At 46.4% G+C, this 14,437-nt stretch carries 14 protein-coding genes and 1 tRNA gene; 8 read left to right on the top strand and 7 right to left on the bottom strand.

The genetic code is table 11. The annotated features are described in order from the left end of the window. Nucleotides 1-127: 127 nt before the first annotated feature. Entirely contained in the window at nt 128-739 is a 612-nt protein-coding gene (locus V1U08_RS11025) for a TIGR04211 family SH3 domain-containing protein (RefSeq protein WP_020335871.1), read from the top strand. A 65-nt stretch (nt 740-804) separates the two neighbouring features. Here the strand turns inward: V1U08_RS11025 and V1U08_RS11030 are convergent, their stop codons facing one another. Next, entirely contained in the window at nt 805-1,476 is a 672-nt protein-coding gene (locus tag V1U08_RS11030) for a general secretion pathway protein GspB (RefSeq protein WP_330470593.1), read from the bottom strand. Then, on the bottom strand, nt 1,476-3,125 hold the full coding sequence (locus V1U08_RS11035) for an ExeA family protein (RefSeq protein ID WP_330470594.1): 1,650 nt from the start codon (nt 3,123-3,125) through the stop codon (nt 1,476-1,478). The genes V1U08_RS11030 and V1U08_RS11035 overlap by 1 nt, the downstream gene beginning before the upstream one ends. Before the next feature lie 136 nt (nt 3,126-3,261). Here V1U08_RS11035 and V1U08_RS11040 point away from each other — a divergent pair, with 136 nt between their 5' ends. Further along, nucleotides 3,262-4,482, top strand: coding sequence for a multifunctional CCA addition/repair protein (locus V1U08_RS11040; protein ID WP_330470595.1), 1,221 nt, complete (start codon nt 3,262-3,264; stop codon nt 4,480-4,482). 54 nt (nt 4,483-4,536) lie between these two features. On the opposite strand, the gene V1U08_RS11045 is transcribed toward V1U08_RS11040, so the two are convergent. Genes V1U08_RS11045 through folB form a run of 3 tightly spaced genes read right to left on the bottom strand, consistent with a single transcriptional unit; the run spans nt 4,537 to nt 6,194 of the window. Beyond that, nucleotides 4,537-5,340, bottom strand: a complete 804-nt coding sequence (locus V1U08_RS11045; RefSeq protein WP_014230759.1) for an undecaprenyl-diphosphate phosphatase — start codon at nt 5,338-5,340, stop codon at nt 4,537-4,539. Nucleotides 5,341-5,355: 15 nt separating this feature from the next. Further along, nucleotides 5,356-5,838, bottom strand: a complete 483-nt coding sequence (gene folK, locus V1U08_RS11050; protein WP_065301942.1) for a 2-amino-4-hydroxy-6-hydroxymethyldihydropteridine diphosphokinase — start codon at nt 5,836-5,838, stop codon at nt 5,356-5,358. Next, nucleotides 5,835-6,194 (bottom strand): bifunctional dihydroneopterin aldolase/7,8-dihydroneopterin epimerase, encoded by a 360-nt coding sequence (folB, locus tag V1U08_RS11055; protein ID WP_014230757.1) that lies wholly within the window; start codon nt 6,192-6,194, stop codon nt 5,835-5,837. The genes folK and folB overlap by 4 nt, the downstream gene beginning before the upstream one ends. A gap of 251 nt (nt 6,195-6,445) precedes the next feature. Here folB and plsY point away from each other — a divergent pair, with 251 nt between their 5' ends. After that, on the top strand, nt 6,446-7,057 hold the full coding sequence (gene plsY / locus V1U08_RS11060) for a glycerol-3-phosphate 1-O-acyltransferase PlsY (RefSeq protein ID WP_014230756.1): 612 nt from the start codon (nt 6,446-6,448) through the stop codon (nt 7,055-7,057). A gap of 25 nt (nt 7,058-7,082) precedes the next feature. Here plsY and V1U08_RS11065 read toward each other — a convergent pair whose 3' ends face one another. Then, complete coding sequence (locus V1U08_RS11065) at nt 7,083-7,898, bottom strand: alpha/beta fold hydrolase (protein WP_118117685.1); 816 nt, start codon at nt 7,896-7,898, stop codon at nt 7,083-7,085. A 415-nt stretch (nt 7,899-8,313) separates the two neighbouring features. Next, nucleotides 8,314-9,330, bottom strand: a complete 1,017-nt coding sequence (tsaD, locus tag V1U08_RS11070) for a tRNA (adenosine(37)-N6)-threonylcarbamoyltransferase complex transferase subunit TsaD (protein WP_330470729.1) — start codon at nt 9,328-9,330, stop codon at nt 8,314-8,316. Nucleotides 9,331-9,559: 229 nt separating this feature from the next. Here tsaD and rpsU point away from each other — a divergent pair, with 229 nt between their 5' ends. The 5 genes from rpsU (at nt 9,560) to V1U08_RS11095 (ending at nt 14,347) form a co-directional block, all read left to right on the top strand. Then, nucleotides 9,560-9,775, top strand: a complete 216-nt coding sequence (rpsU, locus tag V1U08_RS11075) for a 30S ribosomal protein S21 (protein WP_001145625.1) — start codon at nt 9,560-9,562, stop codon at nt 9,773-9,775. Nucleotides 9,776-9,803: 28 nt separating this feature from the next. Further along, entirely contained in the window at nt 9,804-10,247 is a 444-nt protein-coding gene (locus tag V1U08_RS11080) for a GatB/YqeY domain-containing protein (protein ID WP_014230753.1), read from the top strand. Between the two features lie 143 nt (nt 10,248-10,390). After that, nucleotides 10,391-12,148, top strand: a complete 1,758-nt coding sequence (gene dnaG / locus V1U08_RS11085) for a DNA primase (protein WP_065299105.1) — start codon at nt 10,391-10,393, stop codon at nt 12,146-12,148. A gap of 99 nt (nt 12,149-12,247) precedes the next feature. Further along, nucleotides 12,248-14,119 carry an RNA polymerase sigma factor RpoD gene (gene rpoD / locus V1U08_RS11090; protein ID WP_014230751.1) on the top strand — a complete coding sequence of 624 codons (1,872 nt, stop codon included), beginning with the start codon at nt 12,248-12,250 and terminating at the stop codon, nt 14,117-14,119. A 152-nt stretch (nt 14,120-14,271) separates the two neighbouring features. Beyond that, nucleotides 14,272-14,347 (top strand) — tRNA-Ile (locus V1U08_RS11095). Nucleotides 14,348-14,437: the final 90 nt, after the last annotated feature.

The raw sequence follows: 14,437 nt of genomic DNA on the forward strand, positions 1-14,437 counted from the left end.
AGAAAGGGAGGCTTTGCCTCCCTTCTTTGTTGCACCAAAGTTTGAAACTGCATACTATTCGTCTAATTCCGGCTCCAATAATTCGGTGCCAACGCTGTATCCAAGAAAAATCGTTAAGGGATTTACTGTGAAAAAACTAATCATCACGGTTTTGTTTACTTTGCTAGCAGCGCCAACGGCCCTAGCTGCAAACCGTTATATTTCTGATGACCTATTCACTTTTATGCACTCAGGTCCAAACAACACTTACCGAATTATTGGTAGTGTCGACGCAGGTTCGCAAGTACAACTACTAAGCGCGAATAAAGAGACCGGCTATACACAAGTTCGTGACTCCCGCGGCCGTACTGGCTGGGTGCAAAGCAAATTTGTCACTAACAAAGAAAGCATGGCAATTCGCCTACCTCGTATTGAAAAAGAGCTTGCTGAAGTGAAAGAACAACTGGCCAATGCTCGCCAGACTTCAGACACAGAAAAAGCGGGCCTTGTGACCTCACTAGAAACACGTAATCAACAAATCTCTGATCTTGAGAACAAGTATTCAGAGATCAGCGACCAACTGACTTCGATTGAAACAGAAAATCGTGAGCTGCGCGCTAAACTTGATACGCAAAAAGATGACATGCTGCTGAAGTACTTCACCTACGGTGGTGGTGTTGCAGGTCTTGGCCTGCTGTTTGGTTTGGTCTTGCCTCATCTAATGCCACGCAAAAAGCGTTCTCCAGCAGGTTGGGCATAATCGCTCCCTCGTATTGAATACTAAAAAGGCCACATGATTGTGGCCTTTTGCTTATTTGGACTGAGTTACCCTTCCCACTCATAAAGTGCCGGGATCCGGATCTGTTCTCCCTGAAACTCAACAATCACCGCTTGTGGCTGAATCTCTTTCAGTGTGACCTGACCATCCACCACATCACCTTGGTGATATTCCACATTATTGATTTTCACCCAACGTCGTTGGGAATCACTGGCGTACATGTGTGTTTGTAAGTTGAGTGCTGGAAGACGACCCTGCCACTGCTGGGCATTCCCCTCCAAATCGTTAACTGGCGTTGAGCGCTGCGACGTTGCACTTCCGCTCTTGGACAGTGCGTTCTCCACCTTCATTGCCAAATCCGGCGACAGTGACGATAAATCGATATCATCCAAAGTGAAGTCTAAATCGTCATCGCTGGCTTGATTTTGTGCCACCGGGGATGAAGTGCCCTGATTGCTGCTGACATACTCTTCTGATGGCATGTAGCTTCCCGTATCACCTGATAATTCCGCGCTAGGCCACTCTCTTGGCAGTTGCGCCAGTTGTCTGACATCTGGATAGTCCAATACCTCAAACGGCTGTACAACCTCAGCTACGGCAACAGCCACTGGTGTCGCAGCTTGAGTTTTAGGAGTCAGCTTTTCCAGATACCAGGCAGTGCCAAGGGCAGAAATACCTATAGGCAAAAGCAGCAAGCTTGCATGCTTGGCTAAAGACATTACGCATCCTCCTTATCTATGCTTGCCAGAGTTGGCGCGTTAGGCTGCACATTTTGCTGTAATCGCTCTAGCGTGCGCTGACCCGCGATACCGTCAACACCAATGCCTTGCCAGCGTTGAAACAGTTCGACGCGTTCTTTCATTTCTGAATCAAAAATGGAGGTGCCTAATGGTAATTCGCTGACCGCCTCAGCAAGTAGCTGGTCTAAAACTTCTATAGCAGGCCCTTCCATATCTAACCGCAAGGTTTCTTTAAGCGGCGATTGCCACAGCTCGATAATATTTCCCTGCCACATCGGTTTTAACCAGGAGAGAGGGAGGCGCAAACGCTGCTTACCGTTAAGTACTTCGACTTTATCGTTCCCTACCGCGTAGAGAATCACATAACCAATATCGCCTTGATAATTCAGCTCCAAGATCACGGGTCTATTTTGCTTCATCAACAGCGGCCAAGTCGCCATTTTCCTCTCACAAACCATGGTCGATTGTGCCTCAGATAAACAGAGGTTATCGCGCACCGAAGCTCGGTAGCCCCACAGTTTATACAGATCGTTCACGGCAAGGTTCGATTGTTTTTGTGAAAGCAGTAACTCGCGTTGCTCATTGCTTAGCTGATCGCGCACGACGACAGGTTCAACTGACTCAACCGGCTCAGGAGCACTGATGGCAACGGTCTCTTCGACAAACTGGGAAATGGGCTTCATCGACATATGATTAATGACCGCCCAACCGACTCCAAGCGCGGCAGCTACCCCAATCGCAGCGGTTCCCCAAGCTGGCCAGCTAAATGGACGACGAGATACCATTTGTCCAGATTTGTTGTCTTGCTGATAAATATCGGCCTGAAATTGCATAACCTCTTCACAAGCGCGCAGAACGGTCTGTTTGTCTACAACTGTGCTGCCCTGGTGATAGCTCATGTTAAGAGCTTTATCGCAAATGAGGTTAATCAGCCTGGGAATACCATGACTGTACTTGGCGATCAGTTTGGTCGAACTACGATTAAATAACTGTTGATTGCCCCCCGCAGTATGAAGCCGGAACGCGATGTAATCCTCGGTTTCTTTTTCATCCAAAGGCAAGAGGTGGTAACGACCGGTAATTCGCTGAGCTAGCTGGCGTAGCTGGGTGGTTTGTAATAAGCGTTGTAACTCTGGCTGCCCCACCAAAAGGACTTTAAGCAGCTTTCGGGTCTCTGTTTCTAAATTCGTCAGCAATCGAAGTTGCTCTAACACATCCGCGACCAGATGCTGCGCTTCATCAATAACCAACAAGGTTTGCCAGCCAGCATTATGGTTGTGCAGCAGGTATTGATGAATCACTTGGTTTAACTGTTTTAACGTCGCATCTTGCGGATAGACAATTTTAAATTCATCACAAATCGCCTCCAGAAGATCTCGAGTCGAAAACGTTGGATTAAGAATCAAACCCGCCTTGGTGGTCTCGTCCAAGTTGGCCAACATGGCTTTCGCCACGGTGGTTTTCCCCGTCCCTACTTCTCCGGTCAACATGGCAAATCCGCCCCCATCACCCAATCCGGCTTTGAGGTGCGTAATCGCTTCTTTATGACGTTGACTCAGATACAAATAACGAGAGTTTGGAACAATCGAAAAAGGTTGCTCTACAAACCCAAAAAAGTCCTTATACATAGGATCTCCAGCTAAAAACCCGCCCACTTTGAAACTGCCCCTAATAAACATAGATGCATCTTCTATTGGGAGTAAAGAAAAGTACCATTGCTTGCTACAATGTCCAACGACATATCAGTAAATTAAGAGGTTGTTCGTGCAAGTTTACTTAGTAGGTGGTGCAGTCCGGGATCAATTACTTGGAATTGATCACTATGACAATGATTGGGTGGTGGTTGGTGCAACCCCAGAAATGATGCTTGAACAGGGGTATACCGCCGTCGGTAAAGATTTCCCTGTGTTTCTTCACCCTAAAACCAAAGAAGAACATGCACTAGCACGAACGGAGAGAAAATCAGGCTCGGGTTACACCGGTTTTGAGTGCTTCTTCGATCAAAGTGTCACCTTGGAAGAAGATTTGATTCGTCGAGACTTAACCATCAACGCCATGGCAATGGATGACCAGGGAAAGCTGTACGATCCCTACGGCGGCCAAGACGATCTCAACAACCGCCTCCTACGCCACGTCTCTGATGCGTTTATCGAAGATCCGCTTCGAGTCCTGCGTGTGGCCCGCTTTGCAGCCAAGCTCGCGCCATTGGGTTTTAAGGTGGCAGACGAAACCATGCAACTGATGCGTGATATGTCTGCATCCGGGGAGCTCGACACACTGACACCAGAACGGGTGTGGCAGGAATGGCATAAATCTTTGTCTTCTCCTCGACCGGATGTCTTTCTTTCCGTACTGCGTGAATGCGGAGCTCTGGCGGTTGTCCTGCCAGAAATTGACGCCCTGTTTGGGGTGCCTCAACCTGAGAAATGGCACCCTGAAATCGACACCGGTATTCACACCTTAATGGTCGCCGAACAAGCCGCGAAACTCAGCGCTTCTCTGCCGGTACGCTTTGCGGCACAAGTGCATGATCTCGGTAAAGGCGTGACGCCAAAGCGTGAATGGCCAAGTCACAAAATGCACTGCCATACAGGCCTCAAGCTGATTAAAAAACTGTGTGAACGCGTTCGCGTACCCAATGAGTTTCGTGATTTAGCCTTAATGGTCTGCGAACAGCATTCCAATATTCACCGAGCAGCAGAGTTAAAACCGCAAACCATCATCAAAGTTCTCAACAAATTTGATGTATGGCGTAAAGCCGATCGACTGCAAGATATTTTAATCTGCTGTCAGGCTGACCATGCAGGTAGAAAAGGCTTAGAAGATCTGCCTTATCCTCAAGCGGAGATTTTTACCCGAGCCTATCAAGCCGCAGTAGCCGTGGATGTTCAGGCTATCATTCAAGACGGATTTAAAGGGCCAGCGATTCGAGATGAACAAGAAAAGAGACGGATTGAAGCGGTAAGAGTCGCGCTTAATAAATAGCGACCAAACAAAAACGCCCGCTCAACATGGAGCGGGCGTTTTATTAAATAAGGATTAAGCACTAAGTAAGAAAGCAAATAGGCCCACACCCAGAATCAGACGGTAAATAACGAATGGTGTCATCCCCATACGTGAAATCATCTTGAGGAAGAAGTGGATACAAATGTACGCACTCACAAAAGACGTCACGATGCCCGTCAGTAAAAACCCAATGTGCACGGGTTCGCCACTGGTAACCAGCTTCATACCAAGGTAGCTACCTGCAAGCGCGATGATTGGAATCGACATCAGGAACGAGAAACGCGCAGCGGCCTCACGAGTAAAGCCAAGGTACAGCGCTGCGGTAATCGTCGCGCCAGAACGAGAGGTTCCCGGAATCATCGCTAATGCTTGAGCGATACCAATAAATAGCGCTTTCTTCCAGCCTGTCTGATATTCGTTTGCCACTTGTTTGGCGTGTTTATCCGCCCACCACAGCAATAAACCAAACACTATTGTCGTCGTCGCTATCACATAGGCACTGCGCAGGTACACTTCGATGATGTCTTTCATCAGTAGACCAAACACACAAGCCGGAATCGTTGCCAGTACGATCATCCACGCCAGTTTCGCTTCTTTGCCACGATCACCTTTAAAGATAGAGGCAAACAACGCCCGAAATAACGTGATCACTTCATAACGGAAATAGATCACCACGGCCATCAAGGTTCCGACGTGAACGGCAACATCAAATGCAAGACCTTGGTCTTCCCAACCAAGAATAGCGGAAGGCAGGATCAAGTGTGCGGAGCTGGAAATCGGCAAAAACTCCGTCAGACCCTGAATCAGAGCCAAAATAAAGGCTTCCAAATAACTCATGTAAACAACTCAAATTTAAAGTGAAAAAGAAACTGGTTTGAGAGAATCAACTGGTTGCATCGCGTACCATATATCCGCGACCGTGCGTCCATCACCAGGAATAACCAAATGTGGGTTGAGATCATACAAAGGCTTTGTGACAAAAGGATATTTGTAGATATCACTGCGAGGCAGTTCGGGCTTTTGCGTAGAGATGAGCTCACCGAACAACACTATATCGAGATCGAGTGTTCGATCCTGATACTTTTGCGCATTTTCTTCTCGCCCCCACTTAAATTCAATCTCACGAAGGCGATGGCTAAACTCTTCTAATGACAACGCAGTGCGAAGAGTAATCACAAAGTTGTAGAAATTCTGGCTGCTGAAACCAATTGGTTCACATTCATATATCGGGGATACAAGAAGATCTTCTCCAAGCTGTTGCAGCTCGTTGTAAGCAACCTTTGCGTGTTGCTCTCTGTCTATGTTCGTACCAACACCGATATAAGCGGTGATCATGCCTGACCTCGCTCAATAACGACGCCAACAGCGCGAGCTTGTGGAACCGCGCCTGGTTTTGCCAAGCGAATTTTAATCCAAGGCACCGAGAAACGTTGCATGATCAACTCTGCTATTTCTTCCGCCACACGTTCTACCAGTAAGAAACGGCCGTTCTCTATGTGATTTAATACCGCTTCACTCACTTGCGAGTAATCTAATGCATCTTGAACATCATCACTTTTGCCAGCTGGCTTATTGTCATGTGCCATTTCGATATCAAGTACCAGCTTTTGTTTAATTTGCTGTTCCCAATCGTACACGCCAATTGTGGTGATCACTTCTAATTGTTCAATAAACACTTTATCCAGAGCCATCTTATGTCCTTCTATTTCAGAGGTCGGATACCCATTGAGGGTAATTTGATCGTAATATTCTATACCTAAGCAACTTATGATCGGGTCAGCATAAAGTTGCTTAGGTATAAAAACTGCAAAACACCTTTATATACAGGAACTCACATAATGCAAGCTCCTTCGTAGAGAGTGTTTCTGCTAGCAGCAGATTCACGCTATGATAGCAATTACGCTGGAACTGAGCATTAAATTCCAATCCATCAAGGACTTCTATGGACGCACTGGCACTGATAATGACGATGGCCGCCTATTTACTGGGTTCTATTTCCAGTGCGGTGTTGATTTGTCGTCTCTTAAAATTGCCAGATCCGCGCAAAGTTGGCTCTAATAACCCAGGCGCAACCAATGTATTACGCATTGGTGGTAAAGGTGCCGCCATCTCTGTCCTGCTATGTGACATGCTCAAAGGCACCATTCCTGTGTGGGGAGGCTACTTCCTTGGGATTAACCCGATCATCCTTGGTGTCATAGCGATCGCCGCCTGCCTTGGCCATATGTACCCTATTTTCTTCCATTTCAAAGGCGGAAAAGGCGTTGCCACTGCGTTCGGGGCAATTGCACCAATCGGGCTCGACCTTACAGTTTTAGTGATGCTGACCTGGCTCTGCGTTGCGGTTATATTCCGCTATTCGTCCCTTGCAGCACTCGTCACTGTATTGCTCACGCCATTTTATACCTGGATGTTCAAGCCACAGTACACTTTACCTGTAGCGATGTTGTGTTGCTTGATCGTATTCAAACATCACCAGAACATTCGGCGTTTACTGTCCGGCGAAGAGCCTAAAATTGGCCAAAAGAATCTGACAGAAAAAAACTCGGCATAGTGCCGAGTTTTTGTTGAATGCAACTTTAAGAGTGAACTTTGTTTAAAAAGTTCAACAACATCTGATTGACGAACTCAGGCTGCTCAAGAGAACTGATGTGACCCGCTTCTGGGATCTCAACCAGCTGACTGCCTGTAATGCAATCATTCATCAAATAAGATTCGAACACGGGACGAGGCTTATCTTCACGTCCTACGGCAATTAACGTAGGCAAAGCAAACTTCTCCGAATCTTCAATCACATCACGTCGACCGAAGACCATTCGACCAATTCGCGCTACTTCAACCGCACGCTCACCCTGCAGTGCTTGCAAGCTTTGCTTAAATGATGTGATGAGCTCTGGGTTTGCTTGCTCAACATTGTTGGCAAAGAACAGCGGCGCAACCGCTTCAACAATCGGCTCAGGTACCGATTGAACTTGAGTGATGGTATCGAGCATTGCGAAGTACTTTTTGTGTGTGACTTCTGGCTCCCAGCCAATAAAAGTATCCATCAATACCAGCGACTTCACGCGCTGTGGTGCTTGAGCAGTTAACTCCGCGCCCCACATGCCACCAACAGACAAACCAACAATAGAAAACTCTTCCACTTCGAGGTGATCCATCAACGCTAACATATGCTGGGCATAGTCCACTAAAGAGCGTGTTGATGCAGGTGCCGCCTCAGACTCACCATGTGCCCATAAATCCGGCACGATACAGCGATAAAACTGACTGAGAACTTCAACCTGTGGAGCCCACATTTGGTTATCCCACAAATAGCTGTGACCAAATAGCAAAACTGGCCCTTCACCTTTATCCAGGTACGCAAGTTGCTGACCTTCAATTTCAAATTTATTCATTGCTATATCCATTACTTATTTTTCTATCCGATGTTGTCAATGAACTAAGCAACCCAAGGTTATTGCAAAATACAATCACCTGTTATTGATGTGCTCTGTTATCAAAAACAAAGGCCTCTATGAATAGAGGCCTGTATATACCCAAATGACTTCAAGATGCAGGATTCAGAGCGTTGTCACTGATACTAGTTCAAGGAAAATAATGCAGCGGAATAGCAAGCTCTTTCCAAGTTATTTGACGCAGAAATTGTGTCAGTGACACGCTCCCGAAGGGCGAGTTGTCTTGACTCACAGACTTTGTTAACGATTTTTGATTTAGAACCACTAGATCTTCAAATCGTTGCCGCGTCTGAGAGCCAAGTCATTCTCGCTGAACCAAGCATCTCGAGGTTATTTGGGTATAAGATAAATACGCTTACGCAATCGGCGTTAGTTGATCGATTGGCCAGCGAGGACGGGCTTCGACGGCCATATCCGATACTTCACCGTTTTTCAGACGCTGCATGCCCGCATAAGCGATCATTGCGCCATTGTCGGTACAAAACTCTGTACGTGGGTAATAAACTTCACCACCGACTTTCTTCGCCAGTTTTTCCAACTCTGCACGTAGACGACGGTTCGCACTCACACCACCTGCGATAACAATACGTTTCATACCAGTCTGATCCAGCGCTCGCTTACACTTGATCACCAACGTTGCACAAACCGCTTCTTCAAATGCCAGTGCAATATCTGCACGCGTCTGTTCATCATCGCCGTTAGCCGCAATAGTATTCGCCGTGAATGTCTTCAGACCAGAGAAGCTCATATCCAGACCCGGACGATCTGTCATTGGACGTGGGAATTTAAAGCGCCCCGGTGTGCCTTTTTCAGCTAGCTTTGAAAGCAGCGGACCACCAGGGTAATCCAGACCCATTAACTTCGCTGTCTTATCAAAAGCTTCACCAGCCGCATCATCAATCGACTCACCCAGTATTTGGTATTCACCAATGCCTTTTACTTCAACCATCATAGAGTGACCACCAGATACCAATACCGCTACAAACGGGAACGGTGGTGGGTTGTCTTCCAGCATTGGCGCCAGTAAGTGGCCTTCCATATGATGAACAGGTACCGCAGGCACACCCCAAGCGTAAGCAATACTGCGACCAATGGTTGCGCCAACCAATAACGCCCCAACCAAACCTGGGCCAGCGGTGTACGCCACACCATCAATGTCTTTTGAAGTGAGGTTCGCTTCTTTTAACGCCTCTTTAATAAGAGGAATGGTTTTCTTCACATGGTCACGTGAAGCCAACTCAGGCACCACACCACCATAATCCGCGTGAAGTTTTACTTGGCTGTAAAGCTTGTGTGACAACAGACCCTTTTCATCGTCATAAATCGCGATGCCAGTCTCGTCACAAGAGGTTTCAATACCAATAATACGCATGGTTATCTCAGTATGCTTTCTATATAGAGGAAATTTGGGCGTCATATTACCTTGCCTTGGTGCTGCAAACAAATTTTGTACAGACAATAATCGATAAAAGGCTTTACAAAGCAGTTGTGATCGGATTAAAATTCCGCACCATTTTTGATCAGCTGGTAAGTGACCAAATAATTGTGATTTGGTCTGTTGAATGCCAGCATTAACGAATAACCCCTGAGGTGAAAGGCATATGCCAGTAGTTAAAGTACGTGAAAACGAACCGTTCGACGTTGCTCTACGTCGTTTTAAGCGCTCTTGCGAAAAAGCAGGTATCCTTTCTGAAGTGCGTCGTCGTGAGCACTACGAAAAACCAACTACAGTTCGCAAACGCGCTAAAGCAGCAGCTCAAAAGCGTCACGCTAAGAAGCTAGCTCGCGAAAACGCTCGTCGCGTTCGCCTGTACTAATAACTGAGCTCCGTAGAGGAATTTAGTTATGGCTCTGATTGAACAACTCAAAGAAGAGCAAAAATTAGCGATGAAAGCCAAGGACAAATTGCGCCTTGGTACTATTCGTTTAGCCTTAGCAGCAATTAAGCAACGTGAAGTTGACGAACAGATTACTCTGAACGACGACGACATTATTGCGATATTGACTAAGATGGTTAAACAACGTCGCGACTCTGTAACGCAGTATGAAGCAGCGGGTCGTCAAGATCTTGCTGATGCGGAGAAAGCAGAAATTACGGTTCTTGAGGACTTTATGCCTCAACCACTGACAGACGATGAAGTTGCGACTCTTATCGAGAATGCAATTGCAGAATCTGGTGCAGCTGGCATGCAAGACATGGGTAAAGTAATGGGCGTTTTGAAACCGCAAATTCAAGGGCGTGCAGATATGGGTAAAGTAAGCGGTTTAGTTCGCGCTAAATTGGCTTAATACCCCACCCAATTGCAGCAAGCCGTGCTATCCTTTGGAACGCACGGCTTGTTTGTATCTGAATGAAGCAACTCAAAGTCGCACGCAAACTTTCTCAGTAACTCATTCACACCAATCATGATTTTTCTTTTTTGTTAGGTTTTATGGCTGGACACATCCCTCGCAGTTTTATCGATGACCTTCTAGCTCGGCTTGATATTGTCGATATCGTCGACGCACGTGTGAAACTTAAGAAAAAAGGTAAAAACTACGGCGCTTGTTGCCCATTCCACAATGAGAAAACGCCCTCTTTCAGCGTTAGCCAAGAGAAGCAGTTTTATCACTGTTTTGGTTGTGGTGCGCATGGCAACGCCATCGACTTCATCATGGAGTTCGAACGCCTGGACTTTGTGGAAGCCATCGAAGAGCTTGCCTCGTATTTAGGTCTGGACGTTCCACGTGAGCAACGCAGTGGCGGAGGCCAGTTTAAATCGGGCCCACAAGCCAGCAGTAGCGAGAAACGAAATCTTTACGATTTAATGGGCAGCATCGCTCAGTTTTATCGCAATCAACTTAAGCAGCCAGCAAATAAAGTGGCTATTGAGTACCTTAAAGACCGTGGCTTATCTGGCGAAATCGTGCAGAAATTTGGCATCGGTTACGTGGCTGACGAATGGGATTTAGTCCGTAAAAACTTCGGCCAGCAGAAAGACGCTCAAGACATGCTAGTGTCTGGCGGCATGTTGATTGAAAACGACAAAGGCAACCGCTACGACCGATTCCGTGGCCGTGTGATGTTCCCGATTCGCGACCGCCGCGGCCGAGTGATTGGTTTTGGTGGCCGAGTGCTGGGCGACGGCACACCGAAATACCTTAACTCTCCGGAAACGCCTATCTTCCACAAAGGTAAAGAGCTTTATGGCCTTTACGAAGTACTGCAGGCATACCGAGAGCCACCACAAGTTTTAGTGGTTGAAGGTTATATGGACGTTGTCGCTTTAGCGCAATATGGCGTCGATTACTCTGTCGCTTCACTAGGCACCTCGACCACAGGCGATCACATTCAAATGCTGTTTCGCCAAACAAACACGGTGGTGTGTTGCTACGATGGAGACCGAGCTGGTAAAGAAGCTGCATGGCGAGCTCTGGAAAACGCGCTTCAATACTTAAAAACTGGTAACACATTGAAATTCTTGTTCTTACCAGATGGAGAAGACCCAGATAGCTTTGTTCGAAAATACGGCAAAGCGGCCTTTGAACAGCAAATTGAACAAGCGACGCCACTATCGAGCTATCTATTTGATAACCTGATCGAATTGCACCAAATAAACTTGGGCAATAATGAGGGTAAGTCAGCACTCAGAGCTTATGCTAGTGCCTTGATAGACAAGATTCCTGATCCATACTTTCAGGAGCTACTCGAAAAGCTACTTGATGAACGTACAGGCTTTGATAACCGCCTGCGTCAATCACGTAAAAAAGTAAACGAAACTCGACCTCAACCGCACAAAGAGATCAAACGAACTCCAATGCGTGAGGTTATTGCTCTACTTATTCAAAATCCGAGCTATGCTCAAATGGTACCGGACCTTTCCACAGTGAGAGATTTATCCATACCAGGCCTCAGTTTATTTGTAGATGTACTTGATAAATGCCAGGCGCATCCCCATATAAACACAGGCCAATTATTAGAGCACTGGCGAAATAGCCAGAATGAGGCACTTCTGTCTCGTCTTGCGAGCTGGGACATTCCACTCGATGAAGACAATCAAGAAGAAATATTTTTAGACTCACTGGACAAAATTATCGCCCAGTGCGTAGAAAAGCAAATTGAAAACCTGCAGGCCAAAGCAAGAAGTGTCGGTTTATCAGCCGAAGAGAAAAGGGAGCTGCTAGCACTTATGCTAGATTTAAAAGCGTAACCCTGTTTAATTAGTCAGCATCAATTTAATTTGTTATAGTTAGTGGTTTGCATTTCGCATACTGATTCCTTCACCAGATTACGAAGTTGGATACCGTCTATGGATCAAAATCCGCAGTCACAGCTAAAGTCACTTGTTATTAAAGGCAAGGAACAAGGCTATCTGACCTACGCCGAAGTAAATGACCACCTACCTGCTGAAATCGTAGATTCAGAACAGGTAGAAGACATCATTCAGATGATCAATGATATGGGCATTAAGGTAGTAGAAACTGCTCCTGATGCTGATGATTTAGCACTAAATGATGACACAAATATTACCGATGAAGATGCAGCCGAAGCTGCAGCCGCTGCACTTTCTAGCGTAGAAAGTGAAATTGGTCGTACTACAGACCCAGTGCGTATGTACATGCGTGAAATGGGTACAGTAGAACTACTGACTCGCGAAGGCGAAATCGACATCGCAAAACGTATTGAAGAAGGTATTAACCAAGTTCAATCATCTGTTGCTGAATACCCAGGAACGATCCCGTACATTCTTGAACAGTTTGATAAAGTTCAAGCAGAAGAGCTTCGCCTTACGGATCTAATTTCTGGATTTGTAGACCCTGACGCAGAAGATACTGCTGCACCTACAGCAACACACATCGGTTCTGAGCTATCTGAATCTCAATTAGAAGATGAAGATGACACAGACGTTGATGATGACGACGAAGACGAAGATGGCGACGACGATTCAGAAGACACTGAAGAAGATGTTGGTATCGATCCAGAACTTGCTCTGGAGAAGTTTAATCAGCTACGTAGTACATACCAAAATCTGCAGTTAGCGATCAACGAATACGGCTACGAAAGCCCGAAAGCAACCGTTGCTAATGAAATGATGCTAGACGTGTTCAAAGAATTCCGTCTAACACCAAAACAGTTCGATCACTTGGTGAATGAGCTGCGTACGTCTATGGATCGCGTTCGTACTCAAGAACGCTTGATCATGAAGTCAGTCGTTGAATACGGCAAAATGCCGAAGAAATCATTCATCGCTCTGTTCACTGGTAACGAATCAAGTGATGCTTGGTTAGATGAGATTCTAGCGTCTGACAAACCATACGCAGAGAAAATCAAACGTAACGAAGAAGAGATCCGTCGTTCAATCACTAAGCTAAAAATGATTGAAGAAGAAACGTCTCTGAGCGTACAAAACGTTAAAGATATCAGCCGTCGTATGTCTATCGGTGAAGCAAAAGCTCGCCGTGCGAAGAAAGAGATGGTTGAAGCGAACTTACGTCTGGTAATTTCTATCGCGAAGAAATACACCAACCGTGGTCTACAGTTCTTGGATCTAATCCAGGAAGGTAACATCGGCTTGATGAAAGCGGTAGACAAGTTCGAGTATCGTCGTGGTTACAAGTTCTCGACATACGCAACGTGGTGGATCCGTCAGGCTATCACTCGTTCAATCGCAGACCAAGCTCGTACGATTCGTATTCCGGTACACATGATCGAAACGATCAACAAGCTAAACCGTATCTCTCGTCAAATGCTACAAGAGATGGGTCGTGAGCCGCTACCGGAAGAACTTGCTGAACGCATGCAGATGCCAGAAGACAAGATTCGTAAAGTGCTGAAAATCGCTAAAGAGCCAATCTCAATGGAGACACCAATCGGTGACGACGAAGATTCGCATCTAGGTGATTTCATCGAAGATACGACGCTTGAACTACCATTGGATTCTGCAACAGCGACAAGCTTGAAAGGCGCGACAAAAGACGTGCTTGCAGGTCTAACGCCACGTGAAGCAAAAGTACTTCGTATGCGTTTTGGTATCGACATGAACACCGACCACACTCTAGAAGAGGTTGGTAAACAGTTCGACGTTACTCGTGAACGTATTCGTCAGATCGAAGCAAAAGCACTACGTAAACTTCGTCACCCAAGCCGCTCAGAAACACTGCGCAGCTTCCTGGACGAGTAATCAGGCGCTAATACGCTTTAAAAATCGAAAAAGGTGACTCTAGGTCACCTTTTTTATTATCCACTGTGCTAAGTGGATAAAAACTAAGCGCAATTAGCCATGTTGGTATCTAGACACCTCGCAGCGCTTCCCCTATAATCGTTGACCTATCAGGCCCCTTAGCTCAGTGGTTAGAGCAGTCGACTCATAATCGATTGGTCCGCAGTTCAAGTCTGCGAGGGGCCACCATTCAAATCAAGCACTTATCGCTTACCCTTCTTTGAATGTTGCCTTTTATTCCGTCCCGAGGTACAAAATCAGTACAGTACGCATTCGGGA

Origin of the sequence: Vibrio sp. YYF0003 (genome assembly GCF_036350715.1) — a bacterium.
In the GTDB taxonomy this organism is placed as follows: Bacteria; Pseudomonadota; Gammaproteobacteria; order Enterobacterales; family Vibrionaceae; genus Vibrio; species Vibrio natriegens.

Bases quoted from the DNA above. Each gene is read 5' to 3' on its own strand.
- V1U08_RS11030 (WP_330470593.1), bottom strand. From the start codon at position 1,476: ATGTCTTTAGCCAAGCATGCAAGCTTGCTGCTTTTGCCTATAGGTATT.
- V1U08_RS11035 (WP_330470594.1), bottom strand. From the start codon at position 3,125: ATGTATAAGGACTTTTTTGGGTTTGTAGAGCAACCTTTTTCGATTGTT.
- V1U08_RS11045 (WP_014230759.1), bottom strand. From the start codon at position 5,340: ATGAGTTATTTGGAAGCCTTTATTTTGGCTCTGATTCAGGGTCTGACG.
- folK (WP_065301942.1), bottom strand. From the start codon at position 5,838: ATGATCACCGCTTATATCGGTGTTGGTACGAACATAGACAGAGAGCAA.
- folB (WP_014230757.1), bottom strand. From the start codon at position 6,194: ATGGCTCTGGATAAAGTGTTTATTGAACAATTAGAAGTGATCACCACA.
- plsY (WP_014230756.1), top strand. From the start codon at position 6,446: ATGGACGCACTGGCACTGATAATGACGATGGCCGCCTATTTACTGGGT.
- V1U08_RS11065 (WP_118117685.1), bottom strand. From the start codon at position 7,898: ATGAATAAATTTGAAATTGAAGGTCAGCAACTTGCGTACCTGGATAAA.
- tsaD (WP_330470729.1), bottom strand. From the start codon at position 9,330: ATGCGTATTATTGGTATTGAAACCTCTTGTGACGAGACTGGCATCGCG.
- rpsU (WP_001145625.1), top strand. From the start codon at position 9,560: ATGCCAGTAGTTAAAGTACGTGAAAACGAACCGTTCGACGTTGCTCTA.
- V1U08_RS11080 (WP_014230753.1), top strand. From the start codon at position 9,804: ATGGCTCTGATTGAACAACTCAAAGAAGAGCAAAAATTAGCGATGAAA.
- dnaG (WP_065299105.1), top strand. From the start codon at position 10,391: ATGGCTGGACACATCCCTCGCAGTTTTATCGATGACCTTCTAGCTCGG.
- rpoD (WP_014230751.1), top strand. From the start codon at position 12,248: ATGGATCAAAATCCGCAGTCACAGCTAAAGTCACTTGTTATTAAAGGC.